Consider the following 17,674-nt stretch of genomic DNA (forward strand, 5'->3'; position numbering starts at 1 on the left):
ATAACAATAACGTTATAAATCATTTCAATTTATAGGCTTCATAATCTTAACTTTTCGACCTATCTTTGTCGTTAACATCAATTTATTTGATGAATTAGTCAGAAAAAGGAAAAACACCCATGAAGTTAGAGAAATCAGAGATCTTAAAAGCATTAGAAAGCATTACCGTAGCTGGTGAAGGAAAGAATATGGTAGAGAGTGGTGCGGTAAAAAACGTAATTACTTTTGGAGATGAAGTCGTTGTTGATTTGGTATTGACGACTCCTGCACTGCATATTCGCAAACGTGCAGAGGTAGATGTGATGAAAGTAATTCATGAAAAGGTATATGAAAAGGCTAAAATAAAGGTAAATGTAAAAGTTGAAGCACCTGCCGCTCAGCCCGAAACAAATGAGATTAAAGGAAAGCCAATTCCTGGAATTACTAATATTATAGCAGTTGCTTCTGGTAAAGGTGGTGTTGGTAAATCAACAGTAACATCTAATCTTGCGGTAACACTTGCCAAAATGGGATTCAAAGTTGGATTATTAGATGCAGATATTTATGGTCCATCAACCCCTATTATGTTTGATGTAGAACGAGAACGCCCTCTTTCTGTAAAAGAAGATGGGAAATCAAAAATGAAACCCATAGAGAATTATGGGGTTAAGATTTTGTCTATAGGCTTTTTTACACAACCTAATCAGGCAGTAGTTTGGAGAGGACCAATGGCTGCAAAAGCATTAAATCAGATGATTTTTGATGGTGCCTGGGGAGAACTAGATTTTATGCTAATTGATTTACCTCCAGGAACAGGAGATATCCATCTTTCTATAATGCAATCACTACCTATAACAGGAGCAGTGGTAGTAAGTACACCACAAAATGTAGCATTGGCTGATGCAAGAAAAGGAGTTGCAATGTTTCAGCAAGAGAGTATTAATGTTCCTGTTTTGGGAATAATAGAAAATATGGCTTATTTTACACCTGAAGAACTTCCTAATAATAAATATTATATCTTTGGGAAAGAAGGGGCTAAATATCTTGCAGAAGATTTGGATGTTCCGTTCTTAGGAGAGATCCCGTTAGTGCAAAGCATACGTGAAGCTGGAGATGCAGGTAGACCTGCGGCACTACAAACGGCAACTCCTATAGAAAAAGCATTTGAAGAAATAACCAAGAATGTAGTTCAGGAAGTGGTAAATAGAAATGATAGCCTACCACCGACTGAAGCAATTAAAATAACAACAATGGCAGGCTGCTCTGTCGTAAAAAAATAGAAAATGACTTCTGAAGAATTAAAAATTAATGTAGAAAAGGCACTGGATGAAATAAGACCTTTTTTGGAAAGTGATGGAGGAAATATTTCTTTAATTTCTATAGAGGATGATAAAGTGGTCAAAGTGCAGTTAGAAGGAGCATGTGTAGGGTGTAGTGTAAATCAAATGACTCTTAAATCTGGCGTAGAGATGACTATTAAAAAGTACGCCCCTCAAATAGAAGAGGTGCTCAATGTAGAATAGTACAGATATTATCTGAAAGTTATATAAAAAGCCCTATAATTAAGAAGCTAACTTCTTAATTATAGGGCTTTTTTAGCCCAAAAAATGGATGTAAAAATGAGATTCTTAAGATAATGAAATGATAGATCATCCAACTTCCCATAAATGTACCTAAAACTAATACTATAAATTTAGGCATGAATCCCCAGTCCAAATTCATTATATAATACCCTATAGCGATAGTAATGGTTTGATGTAAAATATAAAAAGGATATACTGCTCGATTACAATAGGTTAATTGTGTACTTTTCTTGTTTAAAAACTTTGCTCCGTATCCAAATATTACCAAAATCCATGACCATAAATTGATTACTTTGATAAGTGCTTCAGAAAAATGAACATATACATTATCTTCAAGCTGTAGCCAGATGAACAATTGAATACAAAAGGAAACAATTCCAATAACCAGTGCTTTGGGTTTTATTCTATCCATACTTTTCCATAACTCTTCTCCTGAGGTAATTAGGAGAAATCCATAGAAGAACAAAATAAGAGAATTAATAAAATTGAACCAATCATCAATTAATGCATGGGTAATAGGAAAAAAGGGTTCGATGAATGCTTCTGTTAGATATAAAGGTACAATAAAGAGATATAGCCCATAGGTTTTCTGAATTTGTCTTTTAGTCCAATTAATAAATTTTGTAGGCTTTCTTTTTAAGTAAATGAATATAGGAGAAAGTATTATTGAGAATATCAAAAGGTAGGGTAAAAACCAAAGATGATGCCAGCTGATATTCCCTTCAGGATAAACTCCTGTATAGGCTATGGTAGTAAAATAGTTAATTAGCGAACCAGAAAATTCACCGTTTGATAAACGTTCAAAATAGACTTGTGGAGGGACTATAAACATCATCCCAAAGAATAACGGAATTGCCAACCTTTTGAAACGCTCTATATTGAATTGCCATAAATCCCGGGATGAAATAGCATAATAGCTTCCTATACCAGATATGACAAATAGAATAGGTAAGCGCCATTGATTTAAAAAAAGCATAGGCCAACGCAGCCAATCATAAATTATATTGTTCTTAATATGAAAACCCCAAGGAACAAAAAACATCCCTACATGATAAAAAATAAGTAATCCAAATACAATTACTCGCAACCAATCAAGATCGTAACGGCGAATATTTCTCTCCATAATACTAAAAAATTGTTTTGCCAAAAATGAAGTATTTTGCTTGTAATCAGGTGTAGAATAATTAGTATTACGTCTAGAATTATAATTCTAGACATTTTAAAAAGCTAATTGATCGATTTTTGATGTTTTACATATGCCCTTGGCGATAGTGCTACATATTTCTTAAATGCAGTATAGAATGTCGCTTTAGATCTGAAACCTACAGAGTTTCCGATTGCTTCTATAGTTAAGTGATTATATTTCTTATCCAAAAGCCTTTTTTTTGATTCCTCAATTCGATATTGATTTATAAAATCATTGAAATTTAGATTGGTATCTGTATTTATGATTTGAGAAATATGATTAGTGTTAGAATTTAAGGCTTTTGCCAAGTCTTTTAAAGAAGCAGATTTTGATAAGTAGTATTCTTCTTTTTTGAGGTATGTCTTGATTTCTTTTATAGAAATAGAGCTACTTTTAGTTTTTGAAGTTTCATACTTATCCGCCAACCAGGAATTCTCAAAAAATCGAGATTCTGACAATAAGACAAAACTGGTTATACAAACAATTATAGTATTAAAGATAAATATATAATGATCACCACCATCATCGTCAAAATTTAAAAACACTAAAAAGATAAGAACAAAAAAAGCTAATAGACTTAGAATTGTATTTCGAGAAAAGGCGTATTTATTTATTTTTATATTCCCTGCGTTTTTTGTTTTACTATTATATACGTTTTTTAATATAAGTCGTATAGATAGTATGATATAGATTGTAAAACTAAGAAGGATAAACCACCTTAGCTCATTCTTAATTATTTGGTAACTATAATCTGTATGTTCAGGAACCTTAGCTTGTTTCATATTTGGGAAATATGCGCCTAAATATGCATTGATCTTTACAGAGGTAGATTGAAAATAAAATTTTGTTTGAGAAAAAAAGTAGAGTACAGAAGGTAAAAGGTGTACACCATGTTTTCTAAAGCTAATTGGTTTTCGTTCTAAAAGGGCATATACAAATAGATATATAGAAGGAGCTAAAAGGAGTACTAATGGTTCTGTGCTATCATTTATATGAGGCACATATTTCATAAGACCAGTATAGCATAAAAAAATATCTGTAGCAATTATTGATTGCATGAGTAAAGACCAGCCAAATAGCCTAAAAGCAATATTTTTTTTAGACGCTCTAAAAAGAATCACAGCACTAAGTAATAGACCTAAAAAAAACCCAATAAACAAAAAGTAAGATACTAGATTGTGTCGTATCGGGATTTTATCAATAACATATTGAATACTTTCCATAAATAGGACAGTTCTATTCTGTGATAAATTCACATATTTTTTGAGGTCCTTCCAAAGGAACTCTGATAATCTTTAGTGTTCCATCTTCAGTAGTAGAAATTTGCCATTTAATAAGGGTTATCATACCATTTTCAATCTCTATTCCTGTAATAGATCTGGGATGCACACAACTCCCGTCATTAAATAAAGCCAATTCTCCTGCTTCAGGAAATCGTGGACGATGTGTATGACCGATGATAGTAAATAAATTTTTGTTACTCGCTATCCATTTTTTTATTCTACGCTCTATTCGAATTGTTTCTTTGTAGTTTTTTGCAGGACTGGTAGGGTCAGTAATACCAATCACTTGTAAAGGTTTCCATAAAACACGTACCAAAAACCGGTTAATTTTCCACCCAGTATAGTTCATGAAGTCAGCTTGATGCCCATGTAGCATAAAAATCTCCTGTTTTGTACTCTTGTGTTTTAATATAATAGCCTCATGATACTTTATGTCTGGAAAAAGTGAAATCTCTTGATCTGTTTTATGATCAAAATAAGTACTAAGATATTTTTTAACATATCTAGGATCTCGATAAACCATATCATGATTTCCCCAGATCATTTCTAATCTATTTTCACTATGAAACAAAGAAAGCAATTCATATACATTTTTGTGGGCTCTAAATATCATCTCAAAATTCAGATTTTCCCATAACTCGTCACCATCACCTAATTCGCAATATGTAAAACCTTGATTGTAATAATGTTTTAGTGCATGAAAATAGATGTTTCTATTATTTGCAAACTCATCTGCGAAGCTATTGTCCCCGCGATGGCAATCACTAAACAATATAAACTTAGAGCTATCATCAAAAGGAATGATTTTGGCATTTTTATAAGCACGATCCAAACGTGATTGAGAAGACATACACTAAGTTTTTAGTAAATATACAATTCTATAGTTTTATTCAAAATCCTCTTATTTTAAATCAGGGTGTGTTTTGTGCTTAATTATAGACCTGATACCTGATTTATGTCATTTTTATTTGGTAATTCTATTTCTATTTTTGGATTACAATATTGGAACAGGTTATTTATGATATAAATATAGCTGTGACCTTAATGATAAAACCTTAGCCAATGTAATAAGTAGAGCTGGGGGATAAACAATAAATATAAGACCTATGAAAGTAAATATTCAATTTGTACAGATGCCAACAAGTGATGCTATGGAGAATTATGTACACGAAAAACTAAATAAGTTATATAAAAAATATGACTGGGTTATTAAATCCGATGTGTTTTTTAAAAAAGAAAATGATCCAAAAGGGAAAGGAAAAATCTGCGATGTAGAATTGAGCTTACCAGGACCAAAAATATACGCTACCTCAAATGAAAAAAACTTTGAAGCAGCTTTTAAAGAGACTCTTAATGATTTAGAAATACAGCTTAAAAAACGAAAAAGTGAAATGAAACCCTATCTCTAAAAATAATTTATTACTACTTTAGGAATGATGAATTAGGTGCTAATGAGGCAAAGATCAAAAACTGATATTTGTCATGTTTTAGAAAGAGTATTTATGCTACCTTGTTAGCATAGTTAAAAAATGATTCTTTTTCTTAGTTAGGGAAAGAATAGGTTTTTATTACCGTAACGTATTGGAAACTGAAAATTAAGAAGTTAATTGTATTTATGAGACAATAGCCGATATCAATATTTAGCAGTAAATTGAACATTCAGGAGGTTATTTACGATAAATAAAATTAATTTCTTTAGAAGATACGGGTAAGCAGATGCTTATCCGTATTTGCTTTTATATAAATATATTCTCTTGTTGCGCGAAACATTTAAACTCTATGGCATTATTACTAAAATCTAAGACAAACATAGTTTTTTGCTCGCCATTCTGATCTTTGTATCGTGTCTGAGGTTGGATAATAAAATCTATCTGATTTGCTTTTAGTTTTTTACATACGAGATCAAATTCTTCTTCTTGTAAAATACATCCAAAATGCGGAATGGGTACTTTAACCTGATCTACAGAGCCGCAATAATCAAGGCTAGGAATGTTGTCAGAAATATGAGCCGAAATTTGATGTCCAAAAAAATTAAAATCAACCCAATGCTCTGTTTCTCTCCCAGATTGGCACCCTAGGATATTGGTGTAAAATTCTTTTGTGCTTTTGATATCTTTTACCTTAAATGCATAATGAAATATAGTGCTCATAAGTTAGTATCCTTTTTTTAGTGAAACAATGTGTAATAACTCTGATCCTGTTCTGAATCTTTTGTAGTTTTCAGCAATCTGGGACGTTGCGGATTCAATGTTAGTAAGACTGGCAACATGTGGTGTGATTTTAATCTTAGGATGCTCCCAAAAAGGATGTTTTTTTGGCAAGGGTTCTTTTCTAAAAACATCAAGTATAGCAGAGGATAGATGTCCTTCTTTTAAAACCTCTAATAGATTCTCCTCTACAAGATGTTCTCCTCGTCCCACATTGATTAGTGATGCACCAATATTTGTTTTTCTTAAGGTCTTTGCGTTTAGGATATTCTCGGTAGATTCTGTAAGAGGTAGTATATTAATGAGTATATCTGTATCCTGTAGAAAATCATCAAATTCTTGCATTCCATGGTAGCTTTTTACGCCATTAATGTTTTTTGTAGATAATGACCATCCTTTTACTTTAAAACCAAGTAAACCAAATTTTTCAGCAACATAAGCCCCTATTTTTCCTAGCCCTAGAATTGATATAGTGATGTCTTTAATAGTAAGGTATTTCTTTTGCCTCCATAACCTGGATTGTTTCTGTTGCACATATATCAAATCGTTTTTTAGTAGAGATAAAACAGAACCGAGCAAATATTCCCACAGATCGTTAGATAGGTTATTGTCCACTATTCTACTAATCACAATATCGTCCTTTATTTCTTGTGTACGAGTAATGTGCTCTATAGATGCGCCAACAGATTGAATTACTTTAAGGTTCGGAAATTGCAAAAGAATATCCGTATCCGGTTTCCAGCATAAAGCAAATTCTACGGTCGAGCAATCTTTTACTTCTGGGTAAATTTGAATATCATCGTTGGGTAATTTAGCTCTAAGAGCTTTTGCCCATGGAGCAGCCTCTTTATTGTTAAAAATAATTGCAATACTCATTGTTGTGTTTTTTTTATCAAAATTAAAAATAGGAATCCTTATATTGAAGTTGATTCTGTGGTTTTTGGCTGTATTTGAAGCTGAATCAGTTAAATTTTATATAAATGAGCAACGAATCGATGATTGATGACTTAGATCGAAATATTATCGTCAATTTGCAAAAGAACTCAAGAATTTCTTTTGCAGATTTAGGACGGAGGATTAATCTATCTCCTTCTGCAGTAAGAGAGCGGATTCAGAAGATGGAAGATGCTGGGGTAATTAAAAATTATGACATTAAGCTCGATTATAAAGCCCTCGGATATACAATAGAAGCTTTTGTGTTGGTTAAAGTATTTCATGGCAATCTAAAGGCTTTATTCTCTCTTATAAACAAACTCGTCGAGGTAAAAGAAGCTTATCGAATTACCGGAAATCAAAATGTGCATCTAAAAGTAGTTCTGAAGGATCAACTACATTTACAAAATCTAATCGATCAGTTGATGCAGTATGGGGATACTACAACTTTTTTGATATTGTCTGATATCACTCCTATTGAATAAAATCTAGGGTAGATTTGAGATTATTTGTAGTGATATCCAAATAGTTTAGAATGTTTTTTGGCGTTGGGTTATTTTAATTAAAACTAATTTAAAATGACTTATGTCATATTTCATGAATGACTTTGAGATTACTTTAGTTCTGCTAAACAACTGATTGCTTGTTGTTTTATGGATTTAGAATTGATATGTCGGTATGCTGTGAATTAAGATAAAAGAATAATCGTTTTGCGATGAATATAATAATTATCTGCTATCTAAGATTAACAGTAAATTGAAACTATCATAATTAGTATAAGTTGAGTTTGTGTATATACAGTTAAGTTTCAATAATTGTCCCCTGAGAGTAGTTACCTCAGGGGGATATTTTTTAATCGATAAGATTATAGAGAGTTTTTCAAAATTTATTTTACTATTTCAAAGCTTTTGAATTGTTGTAAATCGCCTTCCTCAAAAGAAACATTATTTACTAATGCGAATTCTGGACCTCTGGAGCACCATTTTAATAGTGAGTCTAACTGATCTATATGACCTTCTGCTTCTATATAGACGTTACCATTGGATAGATTTCTTACAGTTCCTTTAATTTCGAGTTCTTCTGCTTTTTCTTTAGTGGTTTTTCGGTACCAAACTCCTTGAACTTTTCCTGTTATTGTGATGTTGTAATGTTTTTGCATAACTTTTAGTAATAGAATGGGATATTAAATAAATTGCTTTTAAAGTGATAAAAATTTATGATAATTATCATATGAATTGTTAGTGGTATCTTCTAATTTTATAGTATAAAAATAAGTTAATCATGAAAAAAATTCTTGTTCCCATTGACTTTTCTGAATATTCAGAATATGCATTGCAAGCTGCTGCAATCTTAGCTAAACGACAAAATGCTGAAATTATAGTATTGCATATGCTAGGATTATCTGAAGCTGTATTAATTAAAAATGAAACACAGGAGGCAAATGAAGCCATGTATTACATGAAACTTGCCGAGAAGAGATTTAGTACTTTTCTAGACAAAAAATACCTAGAAGGAATTAAGGTTACTGAGACTGTGCAGAATTATAAAGTTTTTAGTGAAATTAATGAAGTAGCTCATGAAAATGATGCCGATCTTATCATTATGGGATCACATGGTGTGAGTGGTCTTCGCGAAGAAGTATTTATTGGATCAAACACCGAAAAAGTGGTTCGTACATCTGATATTCCTGTATTGGTAGTAAAAAATCCAGTGAATAATTTTGAAATAAAAGAGGTGGTTTTTGCATGTGATTTTAAGATCGAAAATGTTCGTGCATATCATAATGCAGTACAGCTATTCGATTCTCTAGGTACTAATTTACATTTATTGTATATAAATCTACCAGGAGAACAATTCAGAAGCTCTGACCAAATGGAAGAACGAGTTAGAGAGTTTCTCTTTAAAGCAGATTCTGGTAATCTGGATATGTATGATAAAGTAGTGTATTATAGTGATTATAGTGTAGAAACTGGAGTATTTAACTATAGTAACAAGATAAATGCAGACATAATTGCAATACCAACTCACGGTCGTCGAGGCTTGGCACATTTCTTTAATGGAAGCATTGGAGAGGATATCGCCAACCATGCACATAAACCAGTAGTTACATTCAAAATATAAATTTATCCATAGATGATCTTCTGGGCTTTTTGATGCCTAGAAGATCTTTATAAAGTTCCTAATGCAATCTCGATCATATTTCTAAAGGTTGATTCTCTCTGGTCAGGAGATGTTCTTTCTCCTGTAACTAATGAATCCGATATAGTAAGAATAGCCAAGGCTTTTGCTTTATACTTTGCTGCAATTGTATACAATCCGGCAGTTTCCATTTCTACGCAGAGTACGCCAAATTTTGCCCATTTTTTATAAGAATCCGGAGTGTCTTCATAAAATTCATCAGAGGATAGTACATTTCCGGCTTTAATAACAATACCATTATCTTTTGCAAACTGTACTGCCTTGAAGAATAGATCAAAATTTGCTGTGGGAGCATAATCGGCATTCATGAATCTTAGACTATTAATATTTGAAGTAGAAGAAGCTGCCATGGCAATAACAATATCCTTGAGTCGAATATCTTTTTGATACGACCCAGCAGAACCTACTCTAATCAAATTCTTAACACCATATTCAGTAATGAGTTCATGGCTATAGATAAGCGCAGAAGGGATTCCCATTCCTGTACCCTGTACAGAGACTTGTTTGCCTTTATACTTTCCTGTATAGCCTAGCATTCCTCTTATTTTATTATAACAGATAGGGTTTTCTAAAAAGGTTTTAGCTATCCATTTGGCTCGCATAGGATCTCCCGGCAATAATACTGTCTCTGCAATTTCTCCTGGTTTTGCGGCAATGTGTACACTCATTTTTTTATCCTATTTAGAGGTTACTATGGCAATACCCGATGAGGTTCCTATTCTCGAAACCCCTAAGTCAATATATTGCTTTGCTGTTTTTAAGTCCCGAATCCCTCCAGAAGCTTTTATTTGAATATTACCTTGAGCTTCTTTTTTCATTAGCCGTATATCATCTAGAGTAGCGCCACCAGTGCCAAACCCTGTAGAGGTTTTTATAAAATCTGCTCCGGCATTTATAGATAATTGACATGCAATTTTCTTTTCTTCATCGGTTAGATAGCAGTTTTCAAAAATAACTTTAAGAACACGCTCTCCAATAATATGCTTAATACTCGTTATCTCGTCTTCTACAATTTTATAATACCCCGATTTTAACAAGCCAATATTGAGTACCATATCAATTTCATGAGCACCATCTTCTATACATTTTGAGGCTTCATAAGTTTTTACTTTAGTAATAGTAGAACCAAGAGGAAAACCAATCACAGCTGCAATATTAACATCGGTATTAGTTAGCTCACTTTTTGCTAGACCAACATAATAACTGTTTACACAAACGGCATAAAAATGATGCTCTTTTGCCTCAGTACATAGCTTTTTTATATCAGAAACAGTAGCATTAGCTTTTAATAATGTATGATCAATATATGTATTAAACATTATAGCCATGTTAATGAGAATTAATGATTTTGATAATGTCATTTTTTTGCAGAACTCCAGATTGCCTCCATAGTTGTTCTCCTTCTTTAAATAAAATCATTGTTGGAACTCCGCGAACCTGATACTTTGATGCCAAAGGCTGATTTTTATCAACGTCAATTTTCACAATCTTGATTGCGTCCCCCAATTCGTCCTTAACTTCTTTAAGAATTGGAGCCAAGGTTTTGCAGGGACCACACCAATCTGCATAAAAATCTATCAATACCGGGGTTTTTGAATCTATGATATTACTAAAACTACTTTTCATCAGTTCTTTTTTTGTTTCATTTTTACTATCAGATGTTTCTGATTACTAAGTTAAAATAATGAATTGAAAAAGGTTAATAAAAAGACCCTAACTTATTTTTGGTAAATTATTGTATTTTTTGATAAGGTGCATAATGTCTTTGATTGGTATTTCTATAGAATATGTACCTGTATATGAAGGACAAATAATACAATCATCAAAATAAAACTCTACCATATCATCAGTAACTACAAAATTATCTTTATAGGTGTTAAAATCATCTTTTGATATCCCCCAACAGTCATAATATAGCTCTCCAGAATTAATGTCTTTTTCAATGATTGCATTAATGGTGGTAAATATTTCTTCTTCCGAACCTGTTTCAAAGTATTCCCCAAAACCGATAAATTTATGTTTGTTAAGGTCAAAATTGAGGCAGTCAAAAAGATAAGTTGAATGTAACATACCAGAATAATAATTCTCTTTATATAGTACAACACTAATAAGATCATTTTTTGCAGTATAGATTTTGTAATCAATGATTCTTTTATCTTTAAGTCTATTGACCTTTAATGTATCACAGAAAGGTTTTTGACCCTCGAGAATTTCGCTTTCAGTCTTTTTGATATCTAGATAATTTTCTTTGATAAAATTGTTAAACACAGCATAAGCTGGATCTATGTTTTCATTAAGATACGGATATTGGTAATCCAGAATATACCGGTCTTCTTCCTTTATGAAATTTTTGGAGACTACTAATTTTTGTAGCTGACTTTTATCATCCTGAGCAGTAATCAACCGCTTTCTTTTTATAGCTTTTGTTTTTTCTTTTTTCAGCTTGAGGTTTTCTTCAGAAAAAATAGGGATTGTGTCTTCTATTTTTTGATCAGTATGCTGAATGCTTTCTACCTCTACCTTTTCTTTTTCTATAGATGTAGGGAGAGGTTTTTCATTCTTACAAGCAATGAAGAGTAATAAAATAAAACAAGCAGTTAAGGTGGTTTTCATAATTTTGTTTTGATATAAAAGTAGATTAATATATAAGGATAAGAAGGTTGTTTTCTAATGTAAAGTTTAGATTGTAGCTTTCTCAAAAATTAGCTTTAATCGACCGAGCATTATTAATTCGGATTTGTTTTTTCCCGAAAAAGCACCTGCAATGGTATTGGTGGTTACCCATATCAATTGCTGTAAATTGCTAGTAAAAAGAGATTTGTTTTCTTTATAAAAAGCTTCAAATTCATTAAAACATACTTCAGCATTTAGTTCTTTGTAGTCAAGCCATTCAAAAATAACTTCAATCTGGGAAGCTACATCTATCCCAAAATCATTGTCTATATCATCTACCTTCGACCATTCTGATTTTATAATTTCCCTTAAAGAGTCATATTCAGATTTATGAATTACCTTGTCAGCAGCGGCTATAGCATAAAACAATTTACCAAGGTTTTGATACAATTCAGCGGTTGTGTGATGAGAAGTACTCATTGTGGTATGATTTATTATTTCTAGGATAAATTTAGGAAGTCAGAATCAGTATTTTTATGATATAAATCAGTTCGGGTAACTCATCAAATTCATTACTTTTGAAAAATGAAAGTTTTCGAAAAAGACAATAATGTTTTCAAATTACTCTCTGAAGCAATTTCTGAGGGTATCATTGTAGTGAATGAGAAACAAGTTATAGTGGCTACCAATGGATCAGCTGATCAGATTTTTGGTTATGAACAAGACGAATTAGTGGGAAAAGACCTTAATGTTTTAATCCCTCAAAAACATCATCATAACCATGGAGAACATTTTGAAAGCTTTATTGGTCATACTGAAAAAAGGCATATGGGAAAAGGGCGCGATCTTTTTGGTGTACGAAAAGACGGAACAGTATTTCCTGTAGAAGCTGGTTTAAATCCTTTTGCAATTTATGGCAATAGCTATGTGATGGCTTTAGTTATAGACATCACACTTCGCAAACAACAAGAACAACAAATACAAGATTTAAATGCTCAGTTAGAGCAAAAAATAGAGGAACGCACAGAAGAATTACACCATACTATACAAGAATTAAAAGAAGAGGTAACTCTTCGTATGGATGCAGAGGCTAAAATAAAAGAATCTCTGAGAAAAGAACGAGATCTCAATGAGTTAAAAACAAAGTTTCTATCCCTTGTTTCTCATGAATTTAAGACCCCTCTAAGTGGTATTCTTACTTCTGCTACTCTTGCAGGGAAATATACCAAAACAGAGCAACAGGAGAAAAGAGAAAAACATCTGGATATGATCAAGAATAAAGTGAAATATCTAGATAATATACTCAATGATTTTTTATCTATCGAACGTCTCGAAACAGGTAAAGTAACCTATAAATTTAGTCGATTTCCACTTAGTAAAGTTATTAATGAAGTGGTTTATAATGCCAATATGTTACTTAAAGATGGACAGAGAATAAGTTACCCAAAAGATATCGATGATCATGTAGTCGAATTTGATGAAAAAATTTTAGAACTCGTATTGTCAAACCTAATTAATAATGCAATTAAATATTCTGGAGAAAATACCACGATAGATTTACAAGTACAGTATCAAGATAAAATCCTAACAGTAAAGATTATCGATCAAGGGATTGGGATACCTGAAAAAGAACAAAATTTTATCTTTAAAAGATACTTTAGAGCAGAAAACGCTTTGTTGGATCAAGGAACAGGTATAGGATTAAACATTGTAAAGAGTCATTTGGAAAACCTAGGAGGGAATATTACTTTTACCAGCGAAGAGAACCAAGGTTCTACCTTTGTTATTACAATACCTACAATTACCAATACTAATTAATAAACCATGAAGACAATTCTATTAATTGAAGATGATACGGCTCTAAGAGAGAATACTGCAGAACTATTAGAACTTTCGGATTATAAGGTGATTACGTCACCTAATGGGAAATTAGGAATTGCCAAAGCAAAAGAAGAAAAACCAGATATTATTGTCTGTGATATTATGATGCCAGAGGTAGATGGATATGGGGTGCTCGAGACATTATCATTTGATCCTAATACCAATCATATTCCTTTTATATTTTTATCGGCAAAAACAGAACATAAAGAGATCCGAAAAGGAATGGATTTAGGCGCAGATGATTATCTTACCAAACCATTTGAGGAAGATGAGTTGTTGAGTGCTATAGAAAGTCGCCTTGCCAAAGCAGCGATACTCTCTAAGCTTATTAAGGAGCAAGAGTCTTCTGCATCACAAATTTCTGAGGATAGTAGTGGGTTAAGAAATTTGAATGAACTCAAGAATTTTTTTGATGATCATGGCGAAATTTCTGAATTTAAAAAAGGAAAAACAATTTATAAAGAGGGAGAACACTCTAATAATATATATTTAATACTAAAAGGAGTTGTCAAAAGCCATAAAATGGATGAAAGCGGTAAAGAACTAATTACCGCTTTGTATAAAGCAGATGATTTTTTAGGGTTTACTTCTTTTATAGACAATACACCATATATTGAGTCGGCGACAACAGTAGAAGACTCTGAATTGGCTGGAATATCAAAAAGCAATCTAAAAGAGATATTAGAAAAAAGTAAAAATATATCTTTGGAACTAATGGAGTTATTGTCTAATAACCTCTCTGAAATAAAAGAACAGTTATTACAGATGGCGTATAGTTCTGTACGTAAAAAAACGGCTCAAACAATACTACAATTTACAGAAGTACTCAATAAAAAGCCAGAAGACAGTATAAAAATATCCAGAAATGACCTAGCCAGTGTTGCAGGTATTGCAACAGAAAGCCTTATACGCACACTATCCAGTTTTAAAAAAGATGGGTTAATCGATATAGAAGGTCGAAATATTAAAATTTTGGATCTACCTGGCCTTCAGCTAGTCGAATAAAGGACAAAAATCCCCAAACTGATTTTTATCATACTTTTCATGGATACATCCTAATACATTTGTTGTATTAGAAAGTATTTAAAATGAAGAACATCCTGATCCCTACAGATTTTTCTGATAATTCGTGGAATGCCATCACGTATGCATTGTCATTTTTTAAGAGGGTGAAATGTAATTTCTATTTGTTGCATGTCTCTCCCTTTGAAGAAATGATAGGAGGAGATTCTTTCTATGGTTCAAAAGAAATGGTTTTAGAAAAAAGCACATATAGTGATAAAGAACAAATGCAAACGCTGCTTAAGAAAATAGAAAAGCTGCCGTTAAATACAAAACATCACTTTTTTACAATTAATGAATATATCTTTTTTGTAGACGCAATAAGAAAACAAGTCCAAAAAAAGAATATTGATTTTATTGTTATGGGAACCAAAGGAGCTTCGGGACTCAAAGAGAAAACCATAGGAAGTAATACAGGAGATGTGATTACCAAGGTAAAATGCCCCGTTTTGGTTATACCAGAAAAAGCCACTTATACCAAGCCTAAAGAGATTGCATTTCCTACCGATTATAATTTGTATTACAAAAGTAGGATATTAAGCACAATAATGGATACGCTTGTGTTAAATGAAGCTTCTTTGAGAGTGTTGCATGTCGCAAAAAAAGAAAAAGAACTAACAGATCTGCAAAAGAAAAATAAAGACTTTTTAGATGATTCTATGGATGGCATAGAACATAGTTTTCATTTTTTGTCTAACCCAAATATTGAAGAGGCGGTGCAATGTTTTGTAGAAAGCAGAGACATTGATATGATAACTATGATAGCCAAAAATCTTAACTTTTTTCAACGCATTTTGTTTCACCCTACTGTAGAAAAAATAAGTTATCATATTACAATCCCTTTTTTGGTATTACATGAATGATACGTTATCTGTGTTTAGATAATTTTTAAAAAGAAAAATTAACAAATAAAAAATATGGTTTGATAGCCAACTATAGTGCAAAAAAAATCTAGTAAAATGAGAACAAGTTTAATTCAAAAGTATAATATCCCCGGACCAAGATATACGAGCTATCCTACTGTCCCGTATTGGGATATCGATACGTTCTCGTTAAAAAAGTGGACGGCATCAATACAACGGTCATTTACTGAAAGTAATAAAGAAGAAGGGATAAGCTTATATATCCATCTACCTTTTTGCGAAAGTATGTGTACGTTTTGCGGATGTAATAAGAGAATTACAAGACGACACGAAGTAGAGACTCCATATATCAATACAATCTTAAAAGAATGGCAATTGTACCTTAATCTTTTTGATTCTAAACCTAGGATTAAAGAATTACATTTAGGAGGAGGTACTCCTACTTTTTTTTCTCCTGAAAATTTAAACTATTTGATTAATGGTATTTTTTCGGGTGTAGAAAAAGCAGAAGATTGTGAGTTTAGTTTTGAAGGGCACCCTAATAATACAACACGAGAACATTTACAAACATTATATGATGTAGGTTTTAGAAGAGTAAGTTTTGGAGTACAGGATTATGATAAAACCGTTCAAAAAGCAATTCATAGAGTGCAACCATTTGAGAAAGTAAAATATGTTACCGAAACCGCCAGAGAAATTGGATATACTTCTGTAGGTCATGATATTATTTTTGGATTACCATTTCAGACCGAAGAAGCGGTGGTTGATACTATCTTAAAGACCAAAGAGCTATTGCCAGATAGACTAGCATTTTATAGCTATGCTCATGTACCTTGGCAAAAAGGAAATGGACAGCGAGGATTTAAAGATTCTGATTTGCCGGCAGGAGAACAAAAAAGGAAACAGTATGAGATTGGAAAAAAGCTATTATCTGAAGTTGGTTATGTAGAGATTGGAATGGATCATTTTGCACTGAAACATGATTCGTTACATCGATCTATGGAAAATGTAACCTTACATCGTAATTTTATGGGATATACAGCTTCAAAAACACATGCCATGATTGGTTTGGGAGTGTCTTCTATTAGTGATAGCTGGTATGGTTTTGCCCAAAACGCAAAAAATATTGAAGAATATCAACATTTGGTAGGAGAAGGAATAATACCTGTGTATCGCGGCCATATGTTAAATAAAGAGGATGAAATTATTAGGAAACATATTCTGAATTTGATGTGCCATTTTGAAACTAAATGGGGTGATGATGAGCTTTATTTTAAAGAGCTTCCAGAAGTTTTGCAAAACCTAACAGAGCTAGAAGCAGATGGGTTATTAGAGATTGATGATTATCATATACAGGTTACAGAAAAAGGTCGCCCCTTTGTTCGTAATATCTGTATGGCTTTTGACCTGAGATTGCAACGTAGCAAACCAGAAACCATGTTGTTTTCTATGACGGTTTGATGGATTTCTCCGATTGTTAAAGTTTTTATCTTTATCCTAATCTATTGATAATACTAATTTATTATTATAATTAAACACCTTTTGTTCCTTATACTTAAAAGGGAAAATATACTGTATTTACCCTAAAAGACCTTCTGTTTGACAAAAAAGACGAAGTTTTTAAGCAGATGAGTTAAAATTTCAACCTTTTGAGTTAAAAATTTAACCAGTTGAGCTGAATTTTTAACTCAAAAGGCTCAAGTTTCAACATCAAGGCTTAAAGTTTTTACTTTAGAGGTTAAATACTTCGTCAAAAAGACGCATCATTTGGGGTCATGAGTTAAACAGTCGATATATAGCATTGAATGTTTAACGGTTGATGCTAAATCTCAAAAGCTTATCAAAAGCCTAAAAGGGCAAATTCAATAGAGAAGGATTAGTGGTA

Annotated in this window: 20 protein-coding genes; 9 read left to right on the top strand and 11 right to left on the bottom strand. The window is 32.2% G+C overall.

Annotated elements, in window-relative coordinates; genetic code table 11:
• Positions 1 to 119: 119 nt before the first annotated feature.
• Both C1X07_RS07705 and C1X07_RS07710 read left to right on the top strand, forming a co-directional pair.
• Positions 120 to 1,259: an Mrp/NBP35 family ATP-binding protein gene (locus C1X07_RS07705; RefSeq protein ID WP_103069396.1), complete on the top strand. Its 1,140-nt coding sequence runs from the start codon at positions 120 to 122 to the stop codon at positions 1,257 to 1,259.
• A 3-nt stretch (positions 1,260 to 1,262) separates the two neighbouring features.
• Positions 1,263 to 1,502 (top strand): NifU family protein, encoded by a 240-nt coding sequence (locus tag C1X07_RS07710; RefSeq protein ID WP_103069397.1) that lies wholly within the window; start codon positions 1,263 to 1,265, stop codon positions 1,500 to 1,502.
• Positions 1,503 to 1,557: 55 nt separating this feature from the next.
• Here C1X07_RS07710 and C1X07_RS07715 read toward each other — a convergent pair whose 3' ends face one another.
• From C1X07_RS07715 to C1X07_RS07725, 3 genes are all read right to left on the bottom strand, one after another.
• Complete coding sequence (locus tag C1X07_RS07715; protein ID WP_206604215.1) at positions 1,558 to 2,685, bottom strand: acyltransferase family protein; 1,128 nt, start codon at positions 2,683 to 2,685, stop codon at positions 1,558 to 1,560.
• A 104-nt stretch (positions 2,686 to 2,789) separates the two neighbouring features.
• A complete protein-coding gene (locus C1X07_RS07720) occupies positions 2,790 to 3,971 on the bottom strand; it encodes a helix-turn-helix domain-containing protein (RefSeq protein ID WP_103069398.1) in 1,182 nt (393 codons plus the stop codon).
• A 13-nt stretch (positions 3,972 to 3,984) separates the two neighbouring features.
• Positions 3,985 to 4,881: a metallophosphoesterase family protein gene (locus C1X07_RS07725; RefSeq protein WP_103069399.1), complete on the bottom strand. Its 897-nt coding sequence runs from the start codon at positions 4,879 to 4,881 to the stop codon at positions 3,985 to 3,987.
• A gap of 256 nt (positions 4,882 to 5,137) precedes the next feature.
• Here C1X07_RS07725 and hpf point away from each other — a divergent pair, with 256 nt between their 5' ends.
• On the top strand, positions 5,138 to 5,440 hold the full coding sequence (gene hpf / locus C1X07_RS07730; RefSeq protein WP_103069400.1) for a ribosome hibernation-promoting factor, HPF/YfiA family: 303 nt from the start codon (positions 5,138 to 5,140) through the stop codon (positions 5,438 to 5,440).
• A 327-nt stretch (positions 5,441 to 5,767) separates the two neighbouring features.
• Here hpf and C1X07_RS07735 read toward each other — a convergent pair whose 3' ends face one another.
• Entirely contained in the window at positions 5,768 to 6,181 is a 414-nt protein-coding gene (locus tag C1X07_RS07735) for a VOC family protein (RefSeq protein WP_103069401.1), read from the bottom strand.
• 3 nt (positions 6,182 to 6,184) lie between these two features.
• A complete protein-coding gene (locus tag C1X07_RS07740; RefSeq protein ID WP_103069402.1) occupies positions 6,185 to 7,114 on the bottom strand; it encodes a 2-hydroxyacid dehydrogenase in 930 nt (309 codons plus the stop codon).
• 104 nt (positions 7,115 to 7,218) lie between these two features.
• Here C1X07_RS07740 and C1X07_RS07745 point away from each other — a divergent pair, with 104 nt between their 5' ends.
• On the top strand, positions 7,219 to 7,656 hold the full coding sequence (locus C1X07_RS07745; RefSeq protein ID WP_241507210.1) for an Lrp/AsnC family transcriptional regulator: 438 nt from the start codon (positions 7,219 to 7,221) through the stop codon (positions 7,654 to 7,656).
• A 401-nt stretch (positions 7,657 to 8,057) separates the two neighbouring features.
• Here the strand turns inward: C1X07_RS07745 and C1X07_RS07750 are convergent, their stop codons facing one another.
• Complete coding sequence (locus C1X07_RS07750; protein WP_103069403.1) at positions 8,058 to 8,330, bottom strand: acylphosphatase; 273 nt, start codon at positions 8,328 to 8,330, stop codon at positions 8,058 to 8,060.
• A gap of 122 nt (positions 8,331 to 8,452) precedes the next feature.
• Between C1X07_RS07750 and C1X07_RS07755 the strand changes: the two genes are divergently transcribed.
• Entirely contained in the window at positions 8,453 to 9,292 is an 840-nt protein-coding gene (locus C1X07_RS07755; protein WP_103069404.1) for a universal stress protein, read from the top strand.
• Between the two features lie 47 nt (positions 9,293 to 9,339).
• Here the strand turns inward: C1X07_RS07755 and deoD are convergent, their stop codons facing one another.
• The 5 genes from deoD to C1X07_RS07780 all read right to left on the bottom strand — a co-directional run bounded on the left by deoD (position 9,340) and on the right by C1X07_RS07780 (position 12,463).
• Positions 9,340 to 10,038, bottom strand: a complete 699-nt coding sequence (gene deoD / locus C1X07_RS07760; protein WP_103069405.1) for a purine-nucleoside phosphorylase — start codon at positions 10,036 to 10,038, stop codon at positions 9,340 to 9,342.
• Positions 10,039 to 10,047: 9 nt separating this feature from the next.
• Positions 10,048 to 10,692, bottom strand: coding sequence for a deoxyribose-phosphate aldolase (gene deoC, locus C1X07_RS07765; protein WP_103069625.1), 645 nt, complete (start codon positions 10,690 to 10,692; stop codon positions 10,048 to 10,050).
• Between the two features lie 7 nt (positions 10,693 to 10,699).
• Entirely contained in the window at positions 10,700 to 10,996 is a 297-nt protein-coding gene (gene trxA / locus C1X07_RS07770) for a thioredoxin (RefSeq protein ID WP_103069406.1), read from the bottom strand.
• An 87-nt stretch (positions 10,997 to 11,083) separates the two neighbouring features.
• A complete protein-coding gene (locus C1X07_RS07775) occupies positions 11,084 to 11,983 on the bottom strand; it encodes an RsiV family protein (protein ID WP_103069407.1) in 900 nt (299 codons plus the stop codon).
• A 66-nt stretch (positions 11,984 to 12,049) separates the two neighbouring features.
• Positions 12,050 to 12,463 carry a hypothetical protein gene (locus C1X07_RS07780; protein ID WP_103069408.1) on the bottom strand — a complete coding sequence of 138 codons (414 nt, stop codon included), beginning with the start codon at positions 12,461 to 12,463 and terminating at the stop codon, positions 12,050 to 12,052.
• A gap of 105 nt (positions 12,464 to 12,568) precedes the next feature.
• Between C1X07_RS07780 and C1X07_RS07785 the strand changes: the two genes are divergently transcribed.
• From C1X07_RS07785 to hemN, 4 genes are all read left to right on the top strand, one after another.
• Entirely contained in the window at positions 12,569 to 13,801 is a 1,233-nt protein-coding gene (locus C1X07_RS07785) for a PAS domain-containing sensor histidine kinase (protein WP_103069409.1), read from the top strand.
• A 6-nt stretch (positions 13,802 to 13,807) separates the two neighbouring features.
• Positions 13,808 to 14,869 (top strand): response regulator, encoded by a 1,062-nt coding sequence (locus tag C1X07_RS07790; protein ID WP_103069410.1) that lies wholly within the window; start codon positions 13,808 to 13,810, stop codon positions 14,867 to 14,869.
• An 83-nt stretch (positions 14,870 to 14,952) separates the two neighbouring features.
• The gene (locus C1X07_RS07795; protein WP_103069411.1) at positions 14,953 to 15,789 is read left to right on the top strand and encodes a universal stress protein; all 837 of its coding nucleotides are present in this window, start codon (positions 14,953 to 14,955) and stop codon (positions 15,787 to 15,789) included.
• Positions 15,790 to 15,885: 96 nt separating this feature from the next.
• Complete coding sequence (gene hemN / locus C1X07_RS07800) at positions 15,886 to 17,250, top strand: oxygen-independent coproporphyrinogen III oxidase (RefSeq protein WP_103069412.1); 1,365 nt, start codon at positions 15,886 to 15,888, stop codon at positions 17,248 to 17,250.
• The last annotated feature ends 424 nt before the right edge of the window (positions 17,251 to 17,674 follow it).

The sequence above is a fragment of the Aquimarina sediminis genome (assembly GCF_002895435.1).
Classification (GTDB): domain Bacteria; phylum Bacteroidota; class Bacteroidia; order Flavobacteriales; family Flavobacteriaceae; genus Aquimarina; species Aquimarina sediminis.